20 protein-coding genes are annotated in these 17,197 nt (G+C 70.0%); 1 reads left to right on the top strand and 19 read right to left on the bottom strand.

All coding sequences use genetic code 11. The features are described from left to right. Positions 1-18 precede the first annotated feature (18 nt). The 5 genes from ABKA17_RS05415 to rpsB all read right to left on the bottom strand — a co-directional run bounded on the left by ABKA17_RS05415 (position 19) and on the right by rpsB (position 4,679). The gene (locus ABKA17_RS05415; RefSeq protein WP_353690646.1) at positions 19-1,023 is read right to left on the bottom strand and encodes a phosphatidate cytidylyltransferase; all 1,005 of its coding nucleotides are present in this window, start codon (positions 1,021-1,023) and stop codon (positions 19-21) included. Positions 1,024-1,151: 128 nt separating this feature from the next. Further along, positions 1,152-1,709, bottom strand: coding sequence for a ribosome recycling factor (frr, locus tag ABKA17_RS05410; RefSeq protein ID WP_046261972.1), 558 nt, complete (start codon positions 1,707-1,709; stop codon positions 1,152-1,154). 169 nt (positions 1,710-1,878) lie between these two features. Further along, a complete protein-coding gene (pyrH, locus tag ABKA17_RS05405) occupies positions 1,879-2,637 on the bottom strand; it encodes a UMP kinase (RefSeq protein WP_353690645.1) in 759 nt (252 codons plus the stop codon). Between the two features lie 189 nt (positions 2,638-2,826). Beyond that, positions 2,827-3,663, bottom strand: a complete 837-nt coding sequence (tsf, locus tag ABKA17_RS05400; protein WP_353690644.1) for a translation elongation factor Ts — start codon at positions 3,661-3,663, stop codon at positions 2,827-2,829. A 95-nt stretch (positions 3,664-3,758) separates the two neighbouring features. Beyond that, positions 3,759-4,679 carry a 30S ribosomal protein S2 gene (gene rpsB / locus ABKA17_RS05395; protein ID WP_353690643.1) on the bottom strand — a complete coding sequence of 307 codons (921 nt, stop codon included), beginning with the start codon at positions 4,677-4,679 and terminating at the stop codon, positions 3,759-3,761. A 252-nt stretch (positions 4,680-4,931) separates the two neighbouring features. On the opposite strand from rpsB, the gene ABKA17_RS05390 reads away from it, so the two are divergent. Then, a complete protein-coding gene (locus tag ABKA17_RS05390; protein ID WP_353690642.1) occupies positions 4,932-5,510 on the top strand; it encodes a murein hydrolase activator EnvC family protein in 579 nt (192 codons plus the stop codon). A gap of 227 nt (positions 5,511-5,737) precedes the next feature. Here the strand turns inward: ABKA17_RS05390 and ABKA17_RS05385 are convergent, their stop codons facing one another. From ABKA17_RS05385 to rimM, 14 genes are all read right to left on the bottom strand, one after another. Continuing rightward, the gene (locus ABKA17_RS05385) at positions 5,738-6,295 is read right to left on the bottom strand and encodes a TetR/AcrR family transcriptional regulator (protein ID WP_353690776.1); all 558 of its coding nucleotides are present in this window, start codon (positions 6,293-6,295) and stop codon (positions 5,738-5,740) included. A 94-nt stretch (positions 6,296-6,389) separates the two neighbouring features. Further along, positions 6,390-7,229, bottom strand: coding sequence for an RNA polymerase sigma factor WhiG (gene whiG / locus ABKA17_RS05380; protein ID WP_353690641.1), 840 nt, complete (start codon positions 7,227-7,229; stop codon positions 6,390-6,392). Positions 7,230-7,512: 283 nt separating this feature from the next. Continuing rightward, positions 7,513-8,661: a DNA-processing protein DprA gene (gene dprA / locus ABKA17_RS05375; protein ID WP_353690640.1), complete on the bottom strand. Its 1,149-nt coding sequence runs from the start codon at positions 8,659-8,661 to the stop codon at positions 7,513-7,515. Further along, entirely contained in the window at positions 8,658-10,268 is a 1,611-nt protein-coding gene (locus tag ABKA17_RS05370) for a YifB family Mg chelatase-like AAA ATPase (protein ID WP_353690639.1), read from the bottom strand. Before ABKA17_RS05370 ends, dprA begins: the two co-directional genes overlap by 4 nt. A gap of 1 nt (position 10,269) precedes the next feature. Further along, positions 10,270-10,632 (bottom strand): YraN family protein, encoded by a 363-nt coding sequence (locus ABKA17_RS05365; RefSeq protein ID WP_353690638.1) that lies wholly within the window; start codon positions 10,630-10,632, stop codon positions 10,270-10,272. Between the two features lie 107 nt (positions 10,633-10,739). Then, the gene (locus ABKA17_RS05360) at positions 10,740-11,048 is read right to left on the bottom strand and encodes a DUF2469 domain-containing protein (RefSeq protein WP_005311352.1); all 309 of its coding nucleotides are present in this window, start codon (positions 11,046-11,048) and stop codon (positions 10,740-10,742) included. A gap of 56 nt (positions 11,049-11,104) precedes the next feature. Beyond that, positions 11,105-11,620 (bottom strand): NUDIX hydrolase, encoded by a 516-nt coding sequence (locus tag ABKA17_RS05355; RefSeq protein ID WP_353690637.1) that lies wholly within the window; start codon positions 11,618-11,620, stop codon positions 11,105-11,107. Then, positions 11,610-12,398 carry a signal peptidase I gene (gene lepB / locus ABKA17_RS05350; RefSeq protein ID WP_353690636.1) on the bottom strand — a complete coding sequence of 263 codons (789 nt, stop codon included), beginning with the start codon at positions 12,396-12,398 and terminating at the stop codon, positions 11,610-11,612. The genes ABKA17_RS05355 and lepB (ABKA17_RS05350) overlap by 11 nt, the downstream gene beginning before the upstream one ends. A 105-nt stretch (positions 12,399-12,503) precedes the next feature. Next, positions 12,504-13,466, bottom strand: coding sequence for a signal peptidase I (lepB, locus tag ABKA17_RS05345; protein WP_353690635.1), 963 nt, complete (start codon positions 13,464-13,466; stop codon positions 12,504-12,506). Next, entirely contained in the window at positions 13,354-14,448 is a 1,095-nt protein-coding gene (gene lepB / locus ABKA17_RS05340; RefSeq protein ID WP_353690634.1) for a signal peptidase I, read from the bottom strand. The genes lepB (ABKA17_RS05345) and lepB (ABKA17_RS05340) overlap by 113 nt, the downstream gene beginning before the upstream one ends. After that, positions 14,441-15,157, bottom strand: coding sequence for a signal peptidase I (gene lepB / locus ABKA17_RS05335; protein ID WP_353690633.1), 717 nt, complete (start codon positions 15,155-15,157; stop codon positions 14,441-14,443). The genes lepB (ABKA17_RS05340) and lepB (ABKA17_RS05335) overlap by 8 nt, the downstream gene beginning before the upstream one ends. A gap of 45 nt (positions 15,158-15,202) precedes the next feature. Continuing rightward, positions 15,203-15,553, bottom strand: a complete 351-nt coding sequence (gene rplS / locus ABKA17_RS05330; RefSeq protein WP_013000407.1) for a 50S ribosomal protein L19 — start codon at positions 15,551-15,553, stop codon at positions 15,203-15,205. Between the two features lie 133 nt (positions 15,554-15,686). Further along, positions 15,687-16,520, bottom strand: a complete 834-nt coding sequence (trmD, locus tag ABKA17_RS05325) for a tRNA (guanosine(37)-N1)-methyltransferase TrmD (RefSeq protein ID WP_353690632.1) — start codon at positions 16,518-16,520, stop codon at positions 15,687-15,689. Next, the gene (gene rimM, locus ABKA17_RS05320) at positions 16,520-17,104 is read right to left on the bottom strand and encodes a ribosome maturation factor RimM (protein WP_353690631.1); all 585 of its coding nucleotides are present in this window, start codon (positions 17,102-17,104) and stop codon (positions 16,520-16,522) included. The genes trmD and rimM overlap by 1 nt, the downstream gene beginning before the upstream one ends. Positions 17,105-17,197: the final 93 nt, after the last annotated feature.

Here is a 17,197-nt window from a genome sequence, read left to right as displayed (position 1 = left end):
TGGCGCCGTGCCCCGGCTTCAGCCCGACCCGACAAAGAGAACGAGCAGCAGCCACACCACCGGCGCCGTGGGCAACAGGGAGTCCAGCCGATCCATGATGCCGCCGTGCCCCGGCAGTAGCGTGCCCATGTCCTTGATGCCCAGGTCCCGCTTGATCATCGACTCGCCGAGGTCACCCAGCGTGGCGCTGGCCGCGACCGCGAGGCCGAGGAGCAGCCCCTGCCACCAGGTGCCGTCGTCGATCAGGAAGTGCATGCACAGCGCACCCGCGACCATCGCGAACGACACCGCGCCCAGCAGGCCCTCGCGGGTCTTGCCGGGGCTGATGCGCGGAGCGAGCTTGTGCTTGCCGAAGCGCCAGCCGACGGCGTACGCCCCGGTGTCGCTGACGACGGTCAGGACCAGGAACGTCATGACCCGGAACGCGCCGTCGTCCGCGGTGAGCATCATCGCGACGAACGTCGCCAGGAACGGCACGTAGAACGCCGCGAAGACGCCCGCGGTGACGTCCTTCAGATAGCCCTCGGGGGGCTCCGTCATCCGCCAGACCAGGACGGCCAGCGCGGTCAGCGCCATCGCGACCCAGGCGCCCTCGGCACCCCGGACGTATCCGGCGACGACCATCGCGGCACCGCCGACCGCCAGCGGCACGAGGGGCGCCTTGATGCCCTTGCGCTCCTGGAGCCGGGAGGTCAGCTCCCACAGACCGACGACGACGGCGACCGCTATGACGCCGACGAAGACGGCCTTGACGACGAACAAGGACGCGACGATCACCGCGCCGAGCCCGACGCCGACCCCTATGGCCGCACCCAGGTCCCGCCCCGCGCTCTTCTTCTGCGGCGCGGGCGCCGGCTGCGGGGCGTCGGGCATGGGCTCCGGATTCTGCGGCGCCGCCGCACGGGGCTGCGCCGACGTGGTTTCGTCGCGGAACAAGGGGCCGCTCAGCCGAGCGGCCCCCCGGTCGTCATCCTGGTCGCCGCCGTATCGGGGTACGGCGGGTCCGTCGGGCACGATGGGCATGGGGCGAGTGTGCTGCGCCTCAGGCGCATCGTACGCGGGACCCGCCGGGGCAGCCCCCTGGACAGGCCCCTGGTCGGACGGCCCCCAGTACCCGGCTTGTGGCGGCGCGCCCCAGGAAGAGTCGTTCATCAGACCTCGAGAAGCTCCGCTTCCTTGTGCTTCAGGAGCTCGTCCACCTGGGCGACGTACTTGTGCGTCGCGTCGTCGAGCTCCTTCTCCGCACGGCGGCCCTCGTCCTCGCCTACCTCGCCGTCCTTGACGAGCTTGTCGATCGCGTCCTTGGCCTTGCGGCGGACCGAGCGGATGGACACCCGGGAGTCCTCCGCCTTGCCCTTGGCGACCTTGATGTAGTCGCGGCGGCGCTCCTCGGTGAGCTCGGGGAACACCACGCGGATGATGTTGCCGTCGTTGCTCGGGTTGACGCCCAGGTCGGAGTCCCGGATGGCCTGCTCGATGTTGCGCAGGGCCGTCTTGTCGAACGGGGTCACTACCGCCATGCGCGGCTCCGGCACGGAGAACGAAGCCAGCTGGTTGATCGGCGTCGGCGCGCCGTAGTAGTCGGCCACGATCTTGTTGAACATCGCCGGGTGCGCACGGCCGGTGCGGATCGCGGCGAAGTCCTCCTTGGCGACCACGACGGCCTTCTCCATCTTCTCCTCGGCCTCGAGGAGGGTCTCTTCGATCACCACTTGCTCCTGCGTGTCTTGAGTGAGGCCCGGCTGCGGTTCCTTGGTGAGGGGCGGCGGCCGGCTGCGTCGCGTCTTCTTCCTGCACGGTTCCCGACCGGCAGGACATTGTCCATCCCCCGGCAGGGTCCGTCCCGTCCGTCCCCCGGACGGGGTGGTTGCCGGATCGTCAGTCCCGGCTGCCCTGGTCACCCACGAGCGTGCCGATCTTCTCACCCTTGACGGCGCGGGCGATATTGCCCTCCGCCAGCAGCTCGAACACCAGGATGGGGAGCTTGTTGTCGCGGCACAGCGTGATGGCGGTCATGTCGGCGACCTTGAGGTCCCGGGTGATGACCTCGCCGTAGCTGAGCGAGTCGAACTTGACGGCCTCGGGGTTGGCCTTGGGGTCGGAGTCGTAGACCCCGTCCACGCCGTTCTTGCCCATGAGGAGCGCCTCGGCGTCGATCTCCAGGGCGCGCTGGGCGGCGGTGGTGTCGGTGGAGAAGTACGGCATGCCCATACCGGCGCCGAAGATGACCACACGGCCCTTCTCCAGGTGGCGCACGGCGCGCAGCGGGATGTACGGCTCGGCGACCTGCCCCATGGTGATGGCGGTCTGCACGCGCGAGTCGATGCCCTCCTTCTCCAGGAAGTCCTGGAGGGCGAGGCAGTTCATCACGGTGCCGAGCATGCCCATGTAGTCGGAGCGGGCCCGGTCCATGCCGCGCTGCTGGAGTTCGGCGCCGCGGAAGAAGTTGCCGCCGCCGATGACGACCGCGATCTCCGCTCCGTCGCGCACGACGGCCGCGATCTCCCGGGCGATCTTGTGCACCACGTCCGGGTCCACGCCCAGGCCCCCGCCACCGGAGAAGGCCTCTCCGGACAGCTTCAGCAGAAACCGGCCGCGTACTTTGCCGTCGTCGCTCTTCTGGGCCTTGGTGGTCATGGAGTTCTCGCCTCTTTCAAGGGGTCGCACATACGAAGAAGGCCATTGCCGATGGGAACTGGTTCGCATCCCATGCTCGGCAATGGCCTCCTCGTCAGATCTGCTGTCGTCCGCCACACGCGTGCGTGGCGGCGTACCGGACGACTGCCTACGACCCTATCGGGGTCCGGCGTCGCACGCGGTACGGACTCAGATGCCGACCTTGATGCGCGTGAAGCGCTTCAGGGTGACACCGGCCTCGTCCAGAACCTTCTGGACCGACTTCTTGTTGTCCAGCGCGTACGGCTGGCCGAGCAGCGTGGCGTCCTTGAAGAAGCCGTTGACGCGACCCTCGACGATCTTCGGCAGGGCGGCCTCGGGCTTGCCCTCGGCGCGGGTGGTCTCCTCGGCGACGCGGCGCTCGGACTCGACGACCTCGGCCGGCACGTCCTCCTTGGAGAGCCACTTCGGCGCGAAGGCGGCGATGTGCTGGGCGACACCCTTCGCCAGGTCGGCGTCGGCCTTGTCCAGCTCGACCAGGACACCGATCTGCGGGGGCAGGTCGGGCATGGTGCGGTGCATGTAGGAGAAGACGAAGCCGTCGGCGAACTGCGCGAAGCGGTCCAGGACGATCTTCTCACCGAGGTTGGCGTTGGCCTCGTCCACGAACGCCTGGACGGTCTTGCCGGCCTCGATCTCGGAGGCGAGCAGGGCGGCGATGTCGGCCGGGGAGGTGGCGGCGACGTGCTCGGCGATCGCGGTGGCGACGGCCTGGAACTTCTCGCCCTTGGCGACGAAGTCCGTCTCGCACTTCAGCTCGACCAGGACACCGGAGGTGTTGTCGTCGGCGATGAGGGAGACCACGGCGCCGTTCTCGGCGGAGCGGCCCTCGCGCTTGGCGACGCCCTTCTGGCCCTTGATGCGCAGGGCCTCTACGGCCTTGTCGACATCGCCCTCGGCCTCGTCCAGGGCCTTCTTGCAGTCCATCATGCCGGCGCCGGTGAGCTCACGAAGCTTCTTGACGTCGGCGGCGGTGTAGTTCGCCATGATCCTTGAAGTCTCTCTCGAAGTCTGAAGATCTACGGGCCAAACGGCGGGGGCTGGTGGGCCCCCGCCGTCGGAACACCCGAAGGGGTGAGGGGTCAGGCCTGCTCGGCCTCGGCGGCCGGAGCCTCGGCAGCGGCCTCGGCGGGGGCCTCGGCAGCGGGGGCCTCAGCGTCGGCGGCGGGCGCCTCGGCCTCAGCAGCGGCCGGAGCCTCAGCCTCGGCGGCCGGGGCCTCCTCGGCCTTCTTCTCGCCCTCGAGCAGGTCGCGCTCCCACGCGGCGAGCGGCTCGCCCGCGCCCTTGTCACCCTTGTCGCCGGTGGCGACGCCGGAGCGGGCGATGAGGCCCTCGGCGACGGCGTCGGCGATCACGCGGGTGAGCAGGGTGACGGAGCGGATCGCGTCGTCGTTGCCCGGGATCTTGTAGTCGACCTCGTCGGGGTCGCAGTTGGTGTCGAGGATGGCGACGACCGGGATGTTGAGCTTCCGGGCCTCACCGACCGCGATGTGCTCCTTCTTGGTGTCCACGATCCAGACGGCGCTGGGCACCTTCTGCATCTCGCGGATACCACCGAGGGTCTTCTCCAGCTTGGCCTTCTCGCGCGAGAGCACGAGAAGCTCCTTCTTGGTGAGGCCCGACGCGGCGACGTCCTCGAAGTCGATCTGCTCGAGCTCCTTGAGGCGCTGCAGACGCTTGTAGACGGTCGAGAAGTTGGTGAGCATGCCGCCCAGCCAGCGCTGGTTGACGTAGGGCATGCCGACGCGGGTGGCCTGCTCGGCGATGGCCTCCTGCGCCTGCTTCTTCGTGCCGACGAACATGACCGTGCCGCCGTGGGCGACGGTCTCCTTGACGAACTCGTAGGCGCGGTCGATGTACGACAGCGACTGGAGCAGGTCGATGATGTAGATGCCGTTGCGCTCCGTGAAGATGAAGCGCTTCATCTTCGGGTTCCAACGACGGGTCTGGTGACCGAAGTGGACGCCGCTTTCCAGCAGCTCCCGCATCGTGACGACGGCCATGGCCGTTCTCCTTGTTTTTCTCGGTTATGTACCTGACGCCCACATGCGCCGTGCCACGAAGGACCGAGGGGCGCTGACAGGGACGGGCCGTTGCCGGCCGCCGTGTCGGGGCGTGCGAAGTCGACCCGGTGACCCGGATCGCCAGAAGAAGTGTACGGGACCCGCGGGGCACCGGGTGACGCCGCTGTCCACAACCGGGGAACGGTCCACAGGTCCCGGCCATGATCACGGGGTTTCGGCCAGGGTTGCGGCATGCGAGCGATGCTATGTGCGAGCAGGGCGGGCCTGGGGTTGCTGCTGGGTCTGGCGCTGATTCTCCTGACCTCCGGCCCGGTGTCGAGCGACCCGGCCCCACCTGCGCCGGCCTCCCCGAACCCGTCGGTTCCGGCCATCGGCCGCAGCTGGCCGGTGGGGCTGCGCCCCTCGGTCCTACGAGGCTGGGAACCCCCGGCGACGGCGTACAGCCGCGGCCACCGGGGCGTGGACCTCGCGGCCGCGCCGGGTACACCTGTACGAGCGGTGGCGGCGGGCCGCATCGCCTTCGCGGGGCGGGTGGCGGGCAAGGGCGTGCTCTCGGTGGACCTGACCGGCACGGCCCTGCGTACGACGTACGAACCGGTGTCGGCGACGGTGGAGAAGGGCGCCGAGGTGACGGCGGGCGAGGTGATCGGCACGGTGGAGGCCACGGGCTCTCACTGCACGGCTACGTGCGTGCACTGGGGCCTGCGAAAAGGCGAGACCTATCTGGACCCACTGTCACTGCTACCCCCGTGGCTGCTGCACAGGGGCCCGTCGAGACTGCTGCCGGTACTGGGCGTACCGCTGCCGTAGCCGGGGGCGGGCCACTGCCCTCGCCGGGGCGTCCCTCGGCCTTGGCCGGGGGCGAGACTCCACGGTGGGTGCGGGTAGCTGTAACGGCTGCGCCGGCTCCCGACCCGGAGGAGGGCGAGCCCCGGCCGACGCCGGGCAAGCACTCCCTTGCCTCAGCTCCCCCGGCTCCCCCGACCCCCAGCTCCCCGGTTCCGGCTCCCCGGCTCCCTCGGCGGCAGCGACCGGTGTCAGCCGCGAACGCCCCGCAGAGCCATGGTCACCGCGGCGTCGACAATCGCCGTGGGCTCCTCCGCGGCCCCCAGCTCGATCCGCCGCACAGCCGCGTCCACCACGCCCTGGAGCAACATCGCGGCGAGCCGGGGCTCCGAGTGCCCCATCTCCGCGAGCGCCTCGACGATCATCGCCACCAGCCCGCCGTGCGCGGCCCGGATCTTCTCCCGGGCCCCGGCGTCCAGCTCGCTCGCGGAGATGGCCACGACAGCCCGATGCCGCCGGTCCCCGACCAGGCCCAGCTGCTGACGCACATACGCCTCGACCTTGGCCTCGGGCCCCTCCGCCGCGGCCATCGCCGCCGACACCTCCGCGGCCCAGACGGGGAAGTCGACCTCGCACAGCTCCTCGACCACCGCGGCCCGCGACCGGAAGTACTCGTACACGGACGACCGCGCCAGCCCCGTCCGCTCGGCGAGGGCCGGGAACGTCAGCGCGTCCGTCCCGCCCTCGGACAGCAGAGACCGGGCCGCGTCCAGCAGGGCGGCTCGCTGCATCGACCGGTGCTCGGCCACGGAGGCCGCTCGAATCCTTGGCACGTCGTCCACTTTACGGACGCACCACGCCGGGCGGGAGACACTCGCGCCGACGAACGGTCATCCAGCCAGGTCACCGACCGAACCCGGCCAGTTTCGCCCGCAATTGCAGCACCGACTTGGTGTGGATCTGGCTCACCCGGCTCTCGGTCACACCGAGTACGTTGCCGATCTCGGCGAGCGTGAGGCCCTCGTAGTAGTACAGCGTGACCACGGTCTTCTCCCGCTCGGGCAAGGTGTTGATGGCCCGCGCCAAGAACCGCCGCAGCTCCCTGTCCTCGGCCACCTCGACCGGGTTGTCGGCGGCGGTGTCCTCCAGCGTGTCCATCAGGCTCAGCCGGTCGCCGCCCTCACCCCCGACGTGCAGCAGTTCCTCCAGCGCCACCACGTTGGCCAGCGACAACTGGCTGAAGACCGCGTGGAGATCGTCCACCGCGATCCCCATCTCGGTGGCGACCTCACCCTCACTGGGCGTCCGGCGCAGCCGCGCCTCCAGCGTCGCGTACGCCCGCTCGACGTTGCGCGCCTTCTGGCGCACCGAGCGCGGGATCCAGTCCAGCGCCCGGAGCTCGTCGATCATCGCGCCCCGGATCCGCGTGATCGCGTACGTCTCGAACTTGATCTCCCGGTCGATGTCGAACTTCTCGATCGCGTCGATGAGCCCGAAGACCCCGGAGGAGACGAAGTCGGCCTGCTCCACGTTGGGCGGCAGACCCACGCTCACCCGGCCCGCCACGTACTTCACCAGCGGCGAGTAGTGCAGGATCAGCTGCTCCCGCAGCCGCTCGTCGCCCGTCGCCTTGTACGAACGCCACAGTTCGTCGAGCGTCGAGGGAGCGGGCGGCCGCACGCTACCGTCGCGGGCGGCTGGGGGGATCGCCGCCCGGTCGGACCCGGAGGTGTGCTGGGGCATTCGTCGCCTTGTGCCGTTCTGCCGTGAAGTGGGTGTGCCTGGGTGAGCTGTCTGTCTGATGTCGAGTTCGATGTCCAGGTGCCGGTCTGTGCCGGAATCCACGTGAGCGTAGCGTGACTGGAGTGTCGCGGTGCGCGAAGGGCGAGGCGGGCGGCGTGCGCAGATACGTTCCTCTGACCGCTCCACCGAGTCACGGCGGTAGCTCTGTGTGATCATGCGCCGTGGCCAACTACGGGAAATCCCAAGGCTGTCGGGGTTCCCCCGGACGGCCGAACACGCTCGGTCAACATCGACTCCGACCGGTTCGGACGGAGATCATCGCCTGGCGTGTCAACTTCCAGCCGTCGCCGTGTCGTTCGACGTAACCAAGTGCTCGGAGTTCGTACAGTCTCGCGATCGCGTCGTCCTCCGTCGTCTGCGCACCGCGCCCGATCTCGGCCGTGGTCGCCGCGCCGCGTGCCGGCAGCGCGGCCAGGACCCGCCGGGCGTCCGGCGCGAGCAGATCGCGCGGCAGGACGGGCCCCCGCCGGTCCGGGGCCAGCTCGCCCATGTCACCGACCAGCTCGACGACTTCCTCGGCGTCGGTGACGAGCACCGCGTCCCCGCGCAGCAGTTCGTGCACTCCGGCGGAGAGTGCGCTGGTCGCGGGCCCGGGCACCCCCATCGTGTGCCGCCCCAGCCGCTGCGCCGCCCTCGCCGTGACCAGCGAGCCGCTCCGATGGGCGGCCTCGACGACCACGGTCCCCCGGGTGAGCGCGGCGATCACCCGGTTCCGCAGCACGAACCTGCTCGGCGTCGGATGATCACCGGGCGGCAACTCCCCGATCACCAGCCCCTGTTCGGCGATCCTGGTGATCAACTCGGTGTGGCCTCGCGGGTAGGGCCGGTCCACCCCGCAGGCCAGCACGGCGACGGTGGCCCCACCGGTGCCGAGGGCACCACGGTGTGCGGCCCCGTCGACGCCGTAGGCTCCGCCGGACACGACGACCCAGCCCCGCTCGGCGAGCTCGCCGGCGAGGGTGGCCGCCATATGGGCGCCGTACTCGGTGCAGGCGCGGGCGCCGACCACGGCGACCGACCGGAGCGCCCACATCCGCAGACTGGGCGCCCCGCGCACCCACAGCCCCAGTGGCCGCGCGTCCCCGAGGTCGTCGAGCTGACCTGGCCATTCCGCGTCCCCGGGGCACACGAACCGCACCCCGGACGCCTGGGCGACCCGCAGATCGGTGGCCGGCTCGGCCACCCTCCCCCGAGCCACCAGCCCACCCCACCGCTTCCCGGTCACCCCGGGCAACGACACCTCCCGCCCCTCCCGCACCCGCCGGGCCACCTCCCCCACCCCGAACTCCCGCACCCACCGCCCGGCGACCTCGTCGCCGGGCTCGATGACACGGGTGAGGAAGACGCGGTCGAGCAGTTCGTCGTGCGTCACCTGCCGGCCCCTTCCAGGATCGCGCCACGCCGAATGCCGGTACGTAGTTCGAGAGCCCAGTTCACGTCGTTGGCCGAGGGCCGGTCGCGGCCGCCCAGATCGGCCACCGTCCAGGCGACCCGGAGTACCCGGTCCAGACCCCGTGCCGTCAGAAGCCCTCGGTCGAGGTCGTCCTCGGCCTTGCGGAGCGCGCCGGGCTGGACGTGCCACCGGGTGCGCAGCTCATGGCCCGGCACCTCGCTGTTGGTGCGCCACGGGGTTCCTTCATAGCGCTTGACCGCGCGCTCCCGGGCAGCCCTGACGCGTACGGCCACCGTGGCTGTCGTCTCGGCACCGGAGTGCAGCCGGAGCAGTTCGGCCCGGGCGACCGGTTCGACAGTGACACGCAGATCCACCCTGTCCATCAAAGGACCCGACAGTCGAGCCCGGTACCTCTTGATCGACGACGGCCTGCACTCACAGATGTCGTCCCCCCGGCCGTGCCGACCGCAGGGGCACGGATTGGCCGCCAGGACCATGAGGAACCTCGCCGGCATCCGCAGCATGCCGGCGGCACGGGCGACCACGACGTGGCCGGACTCGAGCGGCTGCCGAAGCGAGTCCAGGACACTGCTGTGGAACTCCGCGGCCTCGTCGAGGAAGAGCACCCCGTGGTGAGCCAGGGACACCGCGCCCGGCCGTGGCAGCCCGTTGCCGCCACCGACCAGCGAGGCCATGGTCGCCGAATGGTGGGGTGCGCAGTATGGGGACCTTTCGACGAGCGGATGTCCCGGTGGCAGCATCCCGGCCACCGAGTGGACCGCGGTGACCTCCAGCGACTCCTGTCGGCTCAGTTCGGGCAGCAGCCCCGGCAGCCGCTCGGCGAGCATCGTCTTGCCGGCTCCCGGCGGCCCCTTGAAGAAGACGTGGTGCCGCCCCGCGGCGGCCACTTCCAGGGCCGCCCTGGCCACAGGCTGCCCCGCCACATCTGCCAGATCCGGCGGGCGCTCACTGGAGACAGCACCCGTCCCGAGCCCGGTGCCGGGCAGTGCCAGCCCGGCCAGGAAGGGATCGGGGCGGATGTCCCCGGAGACGGGTTCCTCTTCGGGCACGGGCTCGTCGGTGAGGACCGCGATGAGCTGACGCAGGCTGCGTACCCCCAGCACCGAGACCCCGGGCACCAACGACGCCTCCGGCACGGCGCACTCAGGCACGACCACCTGCTCGTACCCTGCGTCCGCCGCCGCGAGCACGGCGGGGAGGATGCCGCGAACCGGCCTGACCCGCCCGTCCAGGCCCAGCTCTCCGATCATCACGATGTCGGCGAGTACCCGAGGGTCGATCCGCTCGGCCGCGCCGAGGACCGCTGCGGCCACGGCAAGATCGAATCCGCTGCCACTCTTCGGCACGGACGCCGGGCTGAGCCCCACCGTCAGCTTCTTCTGCGGCCACGGCGCACCCGAGTTGACCACCGCCGCCCGAACCCGGTCCTTGCTCTCCGTCAGACTCTTGTCCGGCAGCCCGACCAGCGTGAACGCCGCCACCCCGGGCTCCAGGTCCGCCTGGACCTCGACCACCACACCTTCGACGCCCACCAGCGCCACCGAGCACGTACGAGCGAACCCCATCTCAGGCCACCCCCCGCGCGTGCTCGACGACGGGTGCGCCGCGGCTCGGCAGGACGACGCCCACCAGGTCGATGCGGACGCCGCCCGGTGGCGCTCCTCCGTGGGCGTGGATCCAGCACGCGGCGAGGCCCCGCAGCCGCTCCGCCTTCTCGGGGGTCACCGCGGCCATCGGATGCTCGAAGGCACCCGTCCGCCGGGTCTTGACCTCGCAGACGACCAGGACGTCCCCGTCCCGCGCCACGATGTCGATCTCACCCGTCCTGCCACAGCGCCAGTTGCGCTCCAGGACCGTCATCCCGGCCTCCGCCAGCCGCCGTGCGGCCAGCATCTCGCCGTACCTGCCGAGTGCACTTCGTGCGTTCATGTCGGCACCACCTCCGGCACCAACCGTCACGCGAAGCGGCCCACCAAGTTGATCTTGGTGGGCTACTCGGCGGTTGTGGACAACTCCGTCACCCCGCCAGGGCGACGTCAGCTGCCGGGAAGCTCCAGATCACTCTTGTTGAGCTCCTCGATGTTCACGTCCTTGAACGTCAGCACCCGCACCTGCTTCACGAAACGCGCCGGCCGGTACATGTCCCAGACCCACGCGTCCGCCATCGACACCTCGAAGAAGACCTCGCCCTGGACCGAGTGCACCTGCATCTCGTAGTCATTGGTGAGATAGAAGCGCCTCTCGGTCTCGATCACGTACTTGAACAGACCGACGACATCGCGGTACTCCCGATAGAGCTTCAGCTCCATCTCGGTCTCGTACTTCTCGAGGTCCTCGGCGCTCATGGCATGTTCCCCTTCAGCCGTGCGGTCCCACCATTGTGCGCCAGTCCCGTCAGCCCCTAGACGATTTCGGGGTCAAGGGTCACGGGCCCGGCCGGGGGGCCTTCGTCGAGCAGCCTGCGCAGCAGCCCGGCGAGTCTGGTCGGATACACCGTCTCATGTGCCCGGCTCAGTTCCTGACACGTCCACCAGCGCGCTCCGGCGACGCTGCGCCGCTCCAGCTCGGTGAGGGCCACGGCCCGGACGGCCGTCTGTGTCGTACGGGCCAGGTAGTACCACTCGTCCTGGTCCCACCGGCGGCCCGCGAACGGGAAGGAGCACCTCCGCCGCCACAGCACCGGTCCCAGCTCCACCTCGGTGATGCCGGTCTCCTCCTCGAGTTCCCGCAGAGCGGCCTCTTCACGAGTCTCCGCGCCCTCGACTCCGCCGCCCGGCGTGAACCACCAGTCGTCCGTCTGGTCGTCCGGCTCATGGCCGTGCAGCAGGAGGATGCGGTCGTCCGGGTCGAGCAGCACCACCCTGGCGACCTTGCGCAGCCCGCCCTCGTAGGTGTCCGCCGGTGCCTCAGCGGGCACCCACGGGCTCCGTCCGGGCCCCGGACCGGCGCGACCGGCGCTTGCCCAGCCCGTTCGCGATCGGGCCGTAGGCGCCGCCGCCGAGGACCAGCACCGCGCCGGCCACGATCGCGACGGTGATCAGCCGCAGCGGCCCGGGCGAGGAGAGGGCGCCGAGCTTCTCGAAGCCGGTCGGCTCCTTCAGCATGCCGTTCATCGGCCATACGACGGCGTCGACGCGGGCCGTCACCGCGGAGCGCGCGACCGTGCCGCTGGCCGCGTCGGTCAGGTGGGCGCTGGAGTCCAGGGAGCCCTGCCGCTCGTCGCCGAGGAGGAACAGCCGCCCCTCGGGGACCGTCACGCTGGGGATGTTCTTCCACTCGGCCGCGGTGCCCTCGGGCAGATACGGTTCGTCGATCTGCTTGCCGTTGACCGTGAGCTTGCCGTCGGTGCAGCAGGCGACGGTGTCGCCGCCGACCGCGACCACACGCTTGACCACGGGGGCGTTGGACACCCAGTTCTTGTCGGTGAAGACGACGACGTCACCCCGGCGGACCTCGCCGCCGTCGACCCGCTGCGCCAGGACCCGGTCGCCGGCGCCGATGGTGGGCGCCATCGAACTGGTGGGCACGGTGTACGGCCGGTAGACGACAGCTCCCCAGACGAACCCGCCGAGGAACAGCACAAGGCCCAGCGCGACAGCCAGTCCGGACAGTCGCTGTCCGGTCCGGCCGCCCACCGGGCCCGTGTTGGTGCCGCCGCTGCGCGGGGCCGTACGTGTCGTGCTCTCGCCACCCATGGGTCCGCACCCTACCCGGCGGTACCAGACCCGGTCAGCCCCTTCCCGGGCGACCTGGGTCACCCGCTTCGTAAAGCTTTCACCGGGTCGGCGAGGGCCTCGCGATCAGTGCGTGTCGACCGGCGCGATCTTCCGGCGGCGCCACAGCACGACCGGCACCACGCCAGCCAGCGCGAGACCCTGCGGGGCCACCACCAGGGCGGCGGAGGCGGACGACTGGGTGTTCAGACCGTCCTGGTCGAAGGTGTCCGGGACCGGCAGCGTGCCCCAGCGGTTGATCGGCCAGGCCTTGACGATGGCGCGTCCGACGACCTCGTCGACCGGGACCATGCCGTGGTACTTGTCGTCCTGGTTGTAGCGCGAGTCGCGCGAGTTCTGACGGTGGTCGCCCATGACCCAGATGAAGCCGTCGGGCACCTTGACCTTGAACTGGCCGCCCATGTCGTCGTCGGTGCACGGGGTGTTGCCCGCGTAGACGTACGACGCCTCGTTCAGCGCCTTGCCGTTGACCTTCAGCGGGCCGGTGCCCTTGCACTCGACCGTGTCGCCACCGACGCCGATGACCCGCTTGATGAGGTCCTTCTCCTCGGCGGACGGCATCAGGCCGATCCAGCTGAGGAACGTCTGGACGGCGTTCGGGTCGGCGGCCGGCTCGCCGGCCAGCCACTGGGTGGGGTCGTGGAAGACGACGACCTCACCGCGCTCGGGCTCGGAGCCGAACCACGGGGTGAGCTTGTCGACGAGGACACGGTCACCCTGCTGAAGGGTGTTCTGCATCGAGTCGGAGGGGATCGAGAACGCCTGCACCAGGAACGTCTTGATCAGGAGCGCCAGCACCAGCGCGATGCCGATGAGGATCGGCAGCTCCTTCCAGAAGGAGCGCTGCTTCTTCTGCTGGGGGGCCGAGTCGCCCGGCCCGTCCTCCCCGGGCTCCGTCCGCTCGTCCGACGCGGAGTCACTCCCGGGGGTCACGGCGCTGTCCGTGGCCGGGTCGGCCGCGTCCACGGGGCGCCCGCGGTGTTCCTCGCCGTCGTGTCCGGACCGTGCGCCAACCGCCACATCCCCCACGCCAACTCCTCACTCTGTGTCGCCGCCTGCCCCATGTACGGCGCAGGCCCACTACTCCCATAACGAGCGGGAGTTCCGCAGGGCTCGGGAGCTGGATCGTTCCGTTCGGATCGTCGGAGGCAACCCTATGCGACAGCCGGGGGGCCGCAGTCGACCCGGCGGCCGAGTCGGTAATGGATGAGTATGTTTTCGGCTCGTCGAGGCTGTTCCAGTGGCCGAAGGGCCAGGCGATCACCCGCGCCCGTCCCACCACCGAGTCCTCGGAGACCGTACCGCCGTAGTCGGTGTTCTGATGCGCGCGGGAGTCCGCGGAGTTGGCCCGGTGATCGCCCATCACCCACAACCGCCCCTGGGGGACGGTGATGTCGAACTCCTGGGTCGACGGAGCGTTACCGGGGTAGAGGTAGTCCCCCTCGGTGAGCGGGACGCCGTTGACGGTGACCCGCCCTTGCGTGTCACAGCACTTGACCCGGTCCCCGCCGACGCCGACGACCCGCTTGATGAGGTCCTTCTCGTTCTCGGACGGCAGCAGACCGATGAAGGTGAGCCCTTCCTTGATCTGCTTGATGACGACGGGGTCTTCCTTCTTCGTCGTGGTCTGCTCGTCCTGCAACCAGCCACCGGGGTCCTTGAAGACCACGACGTCCCCGCGCTGCGGCTTGGAGCCGAACCACGGGGTGAGCTTGTCGACCAGCACCCGGTCGCCGATCTGGATCGTCTGCTCCATCGAGCCGGACGGGATCACGAAGGCCTGCACGAGGAAGGTCTTCAGCACCAGGGCTATGAGCACGGCGACGCCGACGAGGAGCGGTATCTCCTTGACCGCGGAGCGCCTGCGGCGCCGCTTGACCTTGGCCTGGAGCTTGCGCCGCTCCGCGCGCGTACGGCCGCCGGCCGGGCTGGCGGCGCGCCGGACGCCGGTGGGCAGCAGGTTGTCGGCGGCGCTGGCGGGCACTCCGCGCGGTTTGCCACGGTTACCCATCCGCGCCCTCCGCGGCGGGCACGCGCGCGTAGCCGTCCGGACGCTCCAGACGGGTCCAGTGGGCGGTCGGCCATACGATCCAGTCGGCGCGGCCGATCACCTCGCCCACGGGGATCATGCCGCCGCCGGGCGAGCCGAGATGGTCGCGGGAGTCGCTGGACTCAGCGCGGTGGTCGCCGAGGACGAAGAGGGTGCCGTCGGGCACGACGACGTCGAAGTCGACCGAGGACGGACTGTCACCGGGGTACAGGAACGCGGACTCGTCGACCGACCGGCCGTTCACCTCGATCCTCCCCTCCTTGTCACAGCAGACCACGTGGTCTCCCCCCACACCCACCACACGCTTGATGTAGTCCGCATCCCCGAAATACCCGGTTCCGTCGAACACCACTACATCCCCGCGCCGCGGCTCGGCACCGAAACGGTACGCCAACTTATTTACGAGAACGCGGTCCCCGATCCTCAATCCCTTTTCCATGGATCCGCTGGGAATCTGGAAGGGTTGCACCACGAAAGCGTTGAGGAGCAGCAAAAACAGCAGGCAGAGCAGCGTGCTCAGGGTGATCCGCCCGCCGGGCACCCATTCGGTGATCCGCGACACCAACGCGAAACGCGACCGTCCCTCCGGTCCCCCTGTGTCCGAGATCTCCTCGGAGTCGGAGGGGCTGGAGGAGCGGTCGCGCTCCGTCGGCTGTGCTTCGGTGTCCATCGGGGCCAGATGCTATCCGGCCCCTCTGTGGGACTCCGCGCGCGATCAGTTGTCGCGCTTCTCCTTGATCTTCGCGGCCTTACCACGCAGCTCACGCAGGTAGTAGAGCTTGGCGCGACGCACGTCACCGCGGGTGACGAGCTCGATCTTCTCGACGATCGGGGTGTGCACCGGGAAGGTGCGCTCGACGCCGACGGAGAAGGAGACCTTGCGGACCGTGAAGGTCTCGCGGACACCGGCGCCCTGGCGACGGATGACTACGCCCTTGAACTGCTGCACACGGGAGCGGTTGCCCTCGATGACGCGGACGTGGACGTTGACGGTGTCACCCGGGCGGAAGGCCGGGATGTCGCTGCGCAGCGACGCGCTGTCGACGGAGTCGAGCAGGTGAGACATTTCGTCTGCTTTCTTCACCCATGCCACAGGTCACAGGCGGGAACTAGGTGTATCGGAGGATGCTGTCCGTGTCGGGGCGGGCGTCATGTCCCCCTGTGGCAGGGGCGCACGCCGGACGACGCACAACAGCGGCCTATTCTTCCACGTCGTCGACCCGACGCCAAAATCGGCCGTACGGTTCCCCCGCCGGATCGGGCGCCCAGCCCAGGATGGAGAGCATCTCGCGGTCCTTCTTGTCGAAGGCCTTGGGGTCGCAGCCCTCGATGAGGTCGGGACGGTGGGCCGTGGTGCGCTTGAGTGCCTCGTCGCGGCGCCAGCGGGCGATCCTGCCGTGGTGGCCGCTGAGCAGCGCCTCCGGGATCTCCCGGCCACGCCAGGCGGGCGGCTTGGTGTAGACGGGGCCCTCCAGGAGGTTCGCCATGGCGCCGGGCGCGAAGGAGTCGTCCCGGTGCGACTCGGCGTTGCCGAGGACGCCGGGCAGCAGCCGTGCCACGGCCTCCGTGACGACCAGGACGGCCGCCTCGCCGCCGGCGAGGACGTAGTCGCCGATGGAGACCTCGTAGACCGGCATCCGGGTCGCGTACTCGTCGATGACGCGGCGGTCGATGCCCTCGTAGCGGGCGGGTGTGAAGACCAGCCAGGGGCGCTCGGAGAGCTCCACGGCGAGTTCCTGGGTGAAGGGGCGGCCGCTGGGGGTGGGCACGATGAGCGCGGGCGTGTGGGAGCCGGACTCGTAGCCGTCGGCCAGGACGGAGTCCAGCGCCTCTCCCCAGGGGCCGGTCTTCATGACCATGCCGGGACCGCCGCCGTACGGGGTGTCGTCGACCGTGTTGTGGCGGTCGTACGTCCACTCGCGCAGGTCGTGCACCCGGACGTCGAGCTGCCCACGCGCGCGTGCCTTGCCGACGAGGGAGACGTTCAGGGGTTCCAGGTACTCGGGGAAGATCGTGACGACGTCGAGGCGCATTACGACTCGTCCCCGGAGTCGGCGGAGTCGGCGGACTCGGCGACCTCGGCGTCGCGCGCGGACGCGATCTCGGCGTTGTCGTCGATCAGCCCGGGAGGCGGGTCGATGATCGCCCGCTGCTCCTCCAGATCGATCTCCGTGACGATCTCCTGGACGAACGGGATCATCACCTCGCTGCCGTCGGGCCGCTCCACGATGAACAGGTCCTGGGAGGGCAGGTGCGAGATCTCGGTGATCCGCCCGACCTCCACGCCGTCCTTGGTCACCACGTCCAGGTCCATCAGCTGGTGGTCGTAGTACTCGTCCTCCTCCTCCGGCAGTTCCTCCGGGTCGATCTCGGCGATCAGGAGGGTGTTGCGGAGGGCCTCGGCGGCGTTGCGGTCCTTCACGCCCTCGAAGGTCAGGAGCAGGCGCCCGCTGTGGACGCGGCCGGTCTCGATGGTGAGCGGGCCCACGGAGGCGGGGTCGGTGGCCAGTACGGCACCGGGGGCGAGCCTGAGTTCCGGCTCGTCGGTGCGGACCTCGACGGTGACGTCGCCCCTGATGCCATGGGCGCGGCCGATACGACCTACTACCAGCTGCACTTCTCTAGATCTCCTGTCAGACGACCGGCCGTACGACTACGGGCCGGGGACGGCCCAATGGCCCTCCCCGGCCCGAGCCGGTGCTGTGTTAGC

The sequence above is a fragment of the Streptomyces sp. RG80 genome, from assembly GCF_040446465.1.
Taxonomy (GTDB): domain Bacteria; phylum Actinomycetota; class Actinomycetes; order Streptomycetales; family Streptomycetaceae; genus Streptomyces.
The sequence above is the reverse complement of the archived record's forward strand: the minus strand, read 5'-3'. Positions and strand labels throughout refer to the sequence as shown.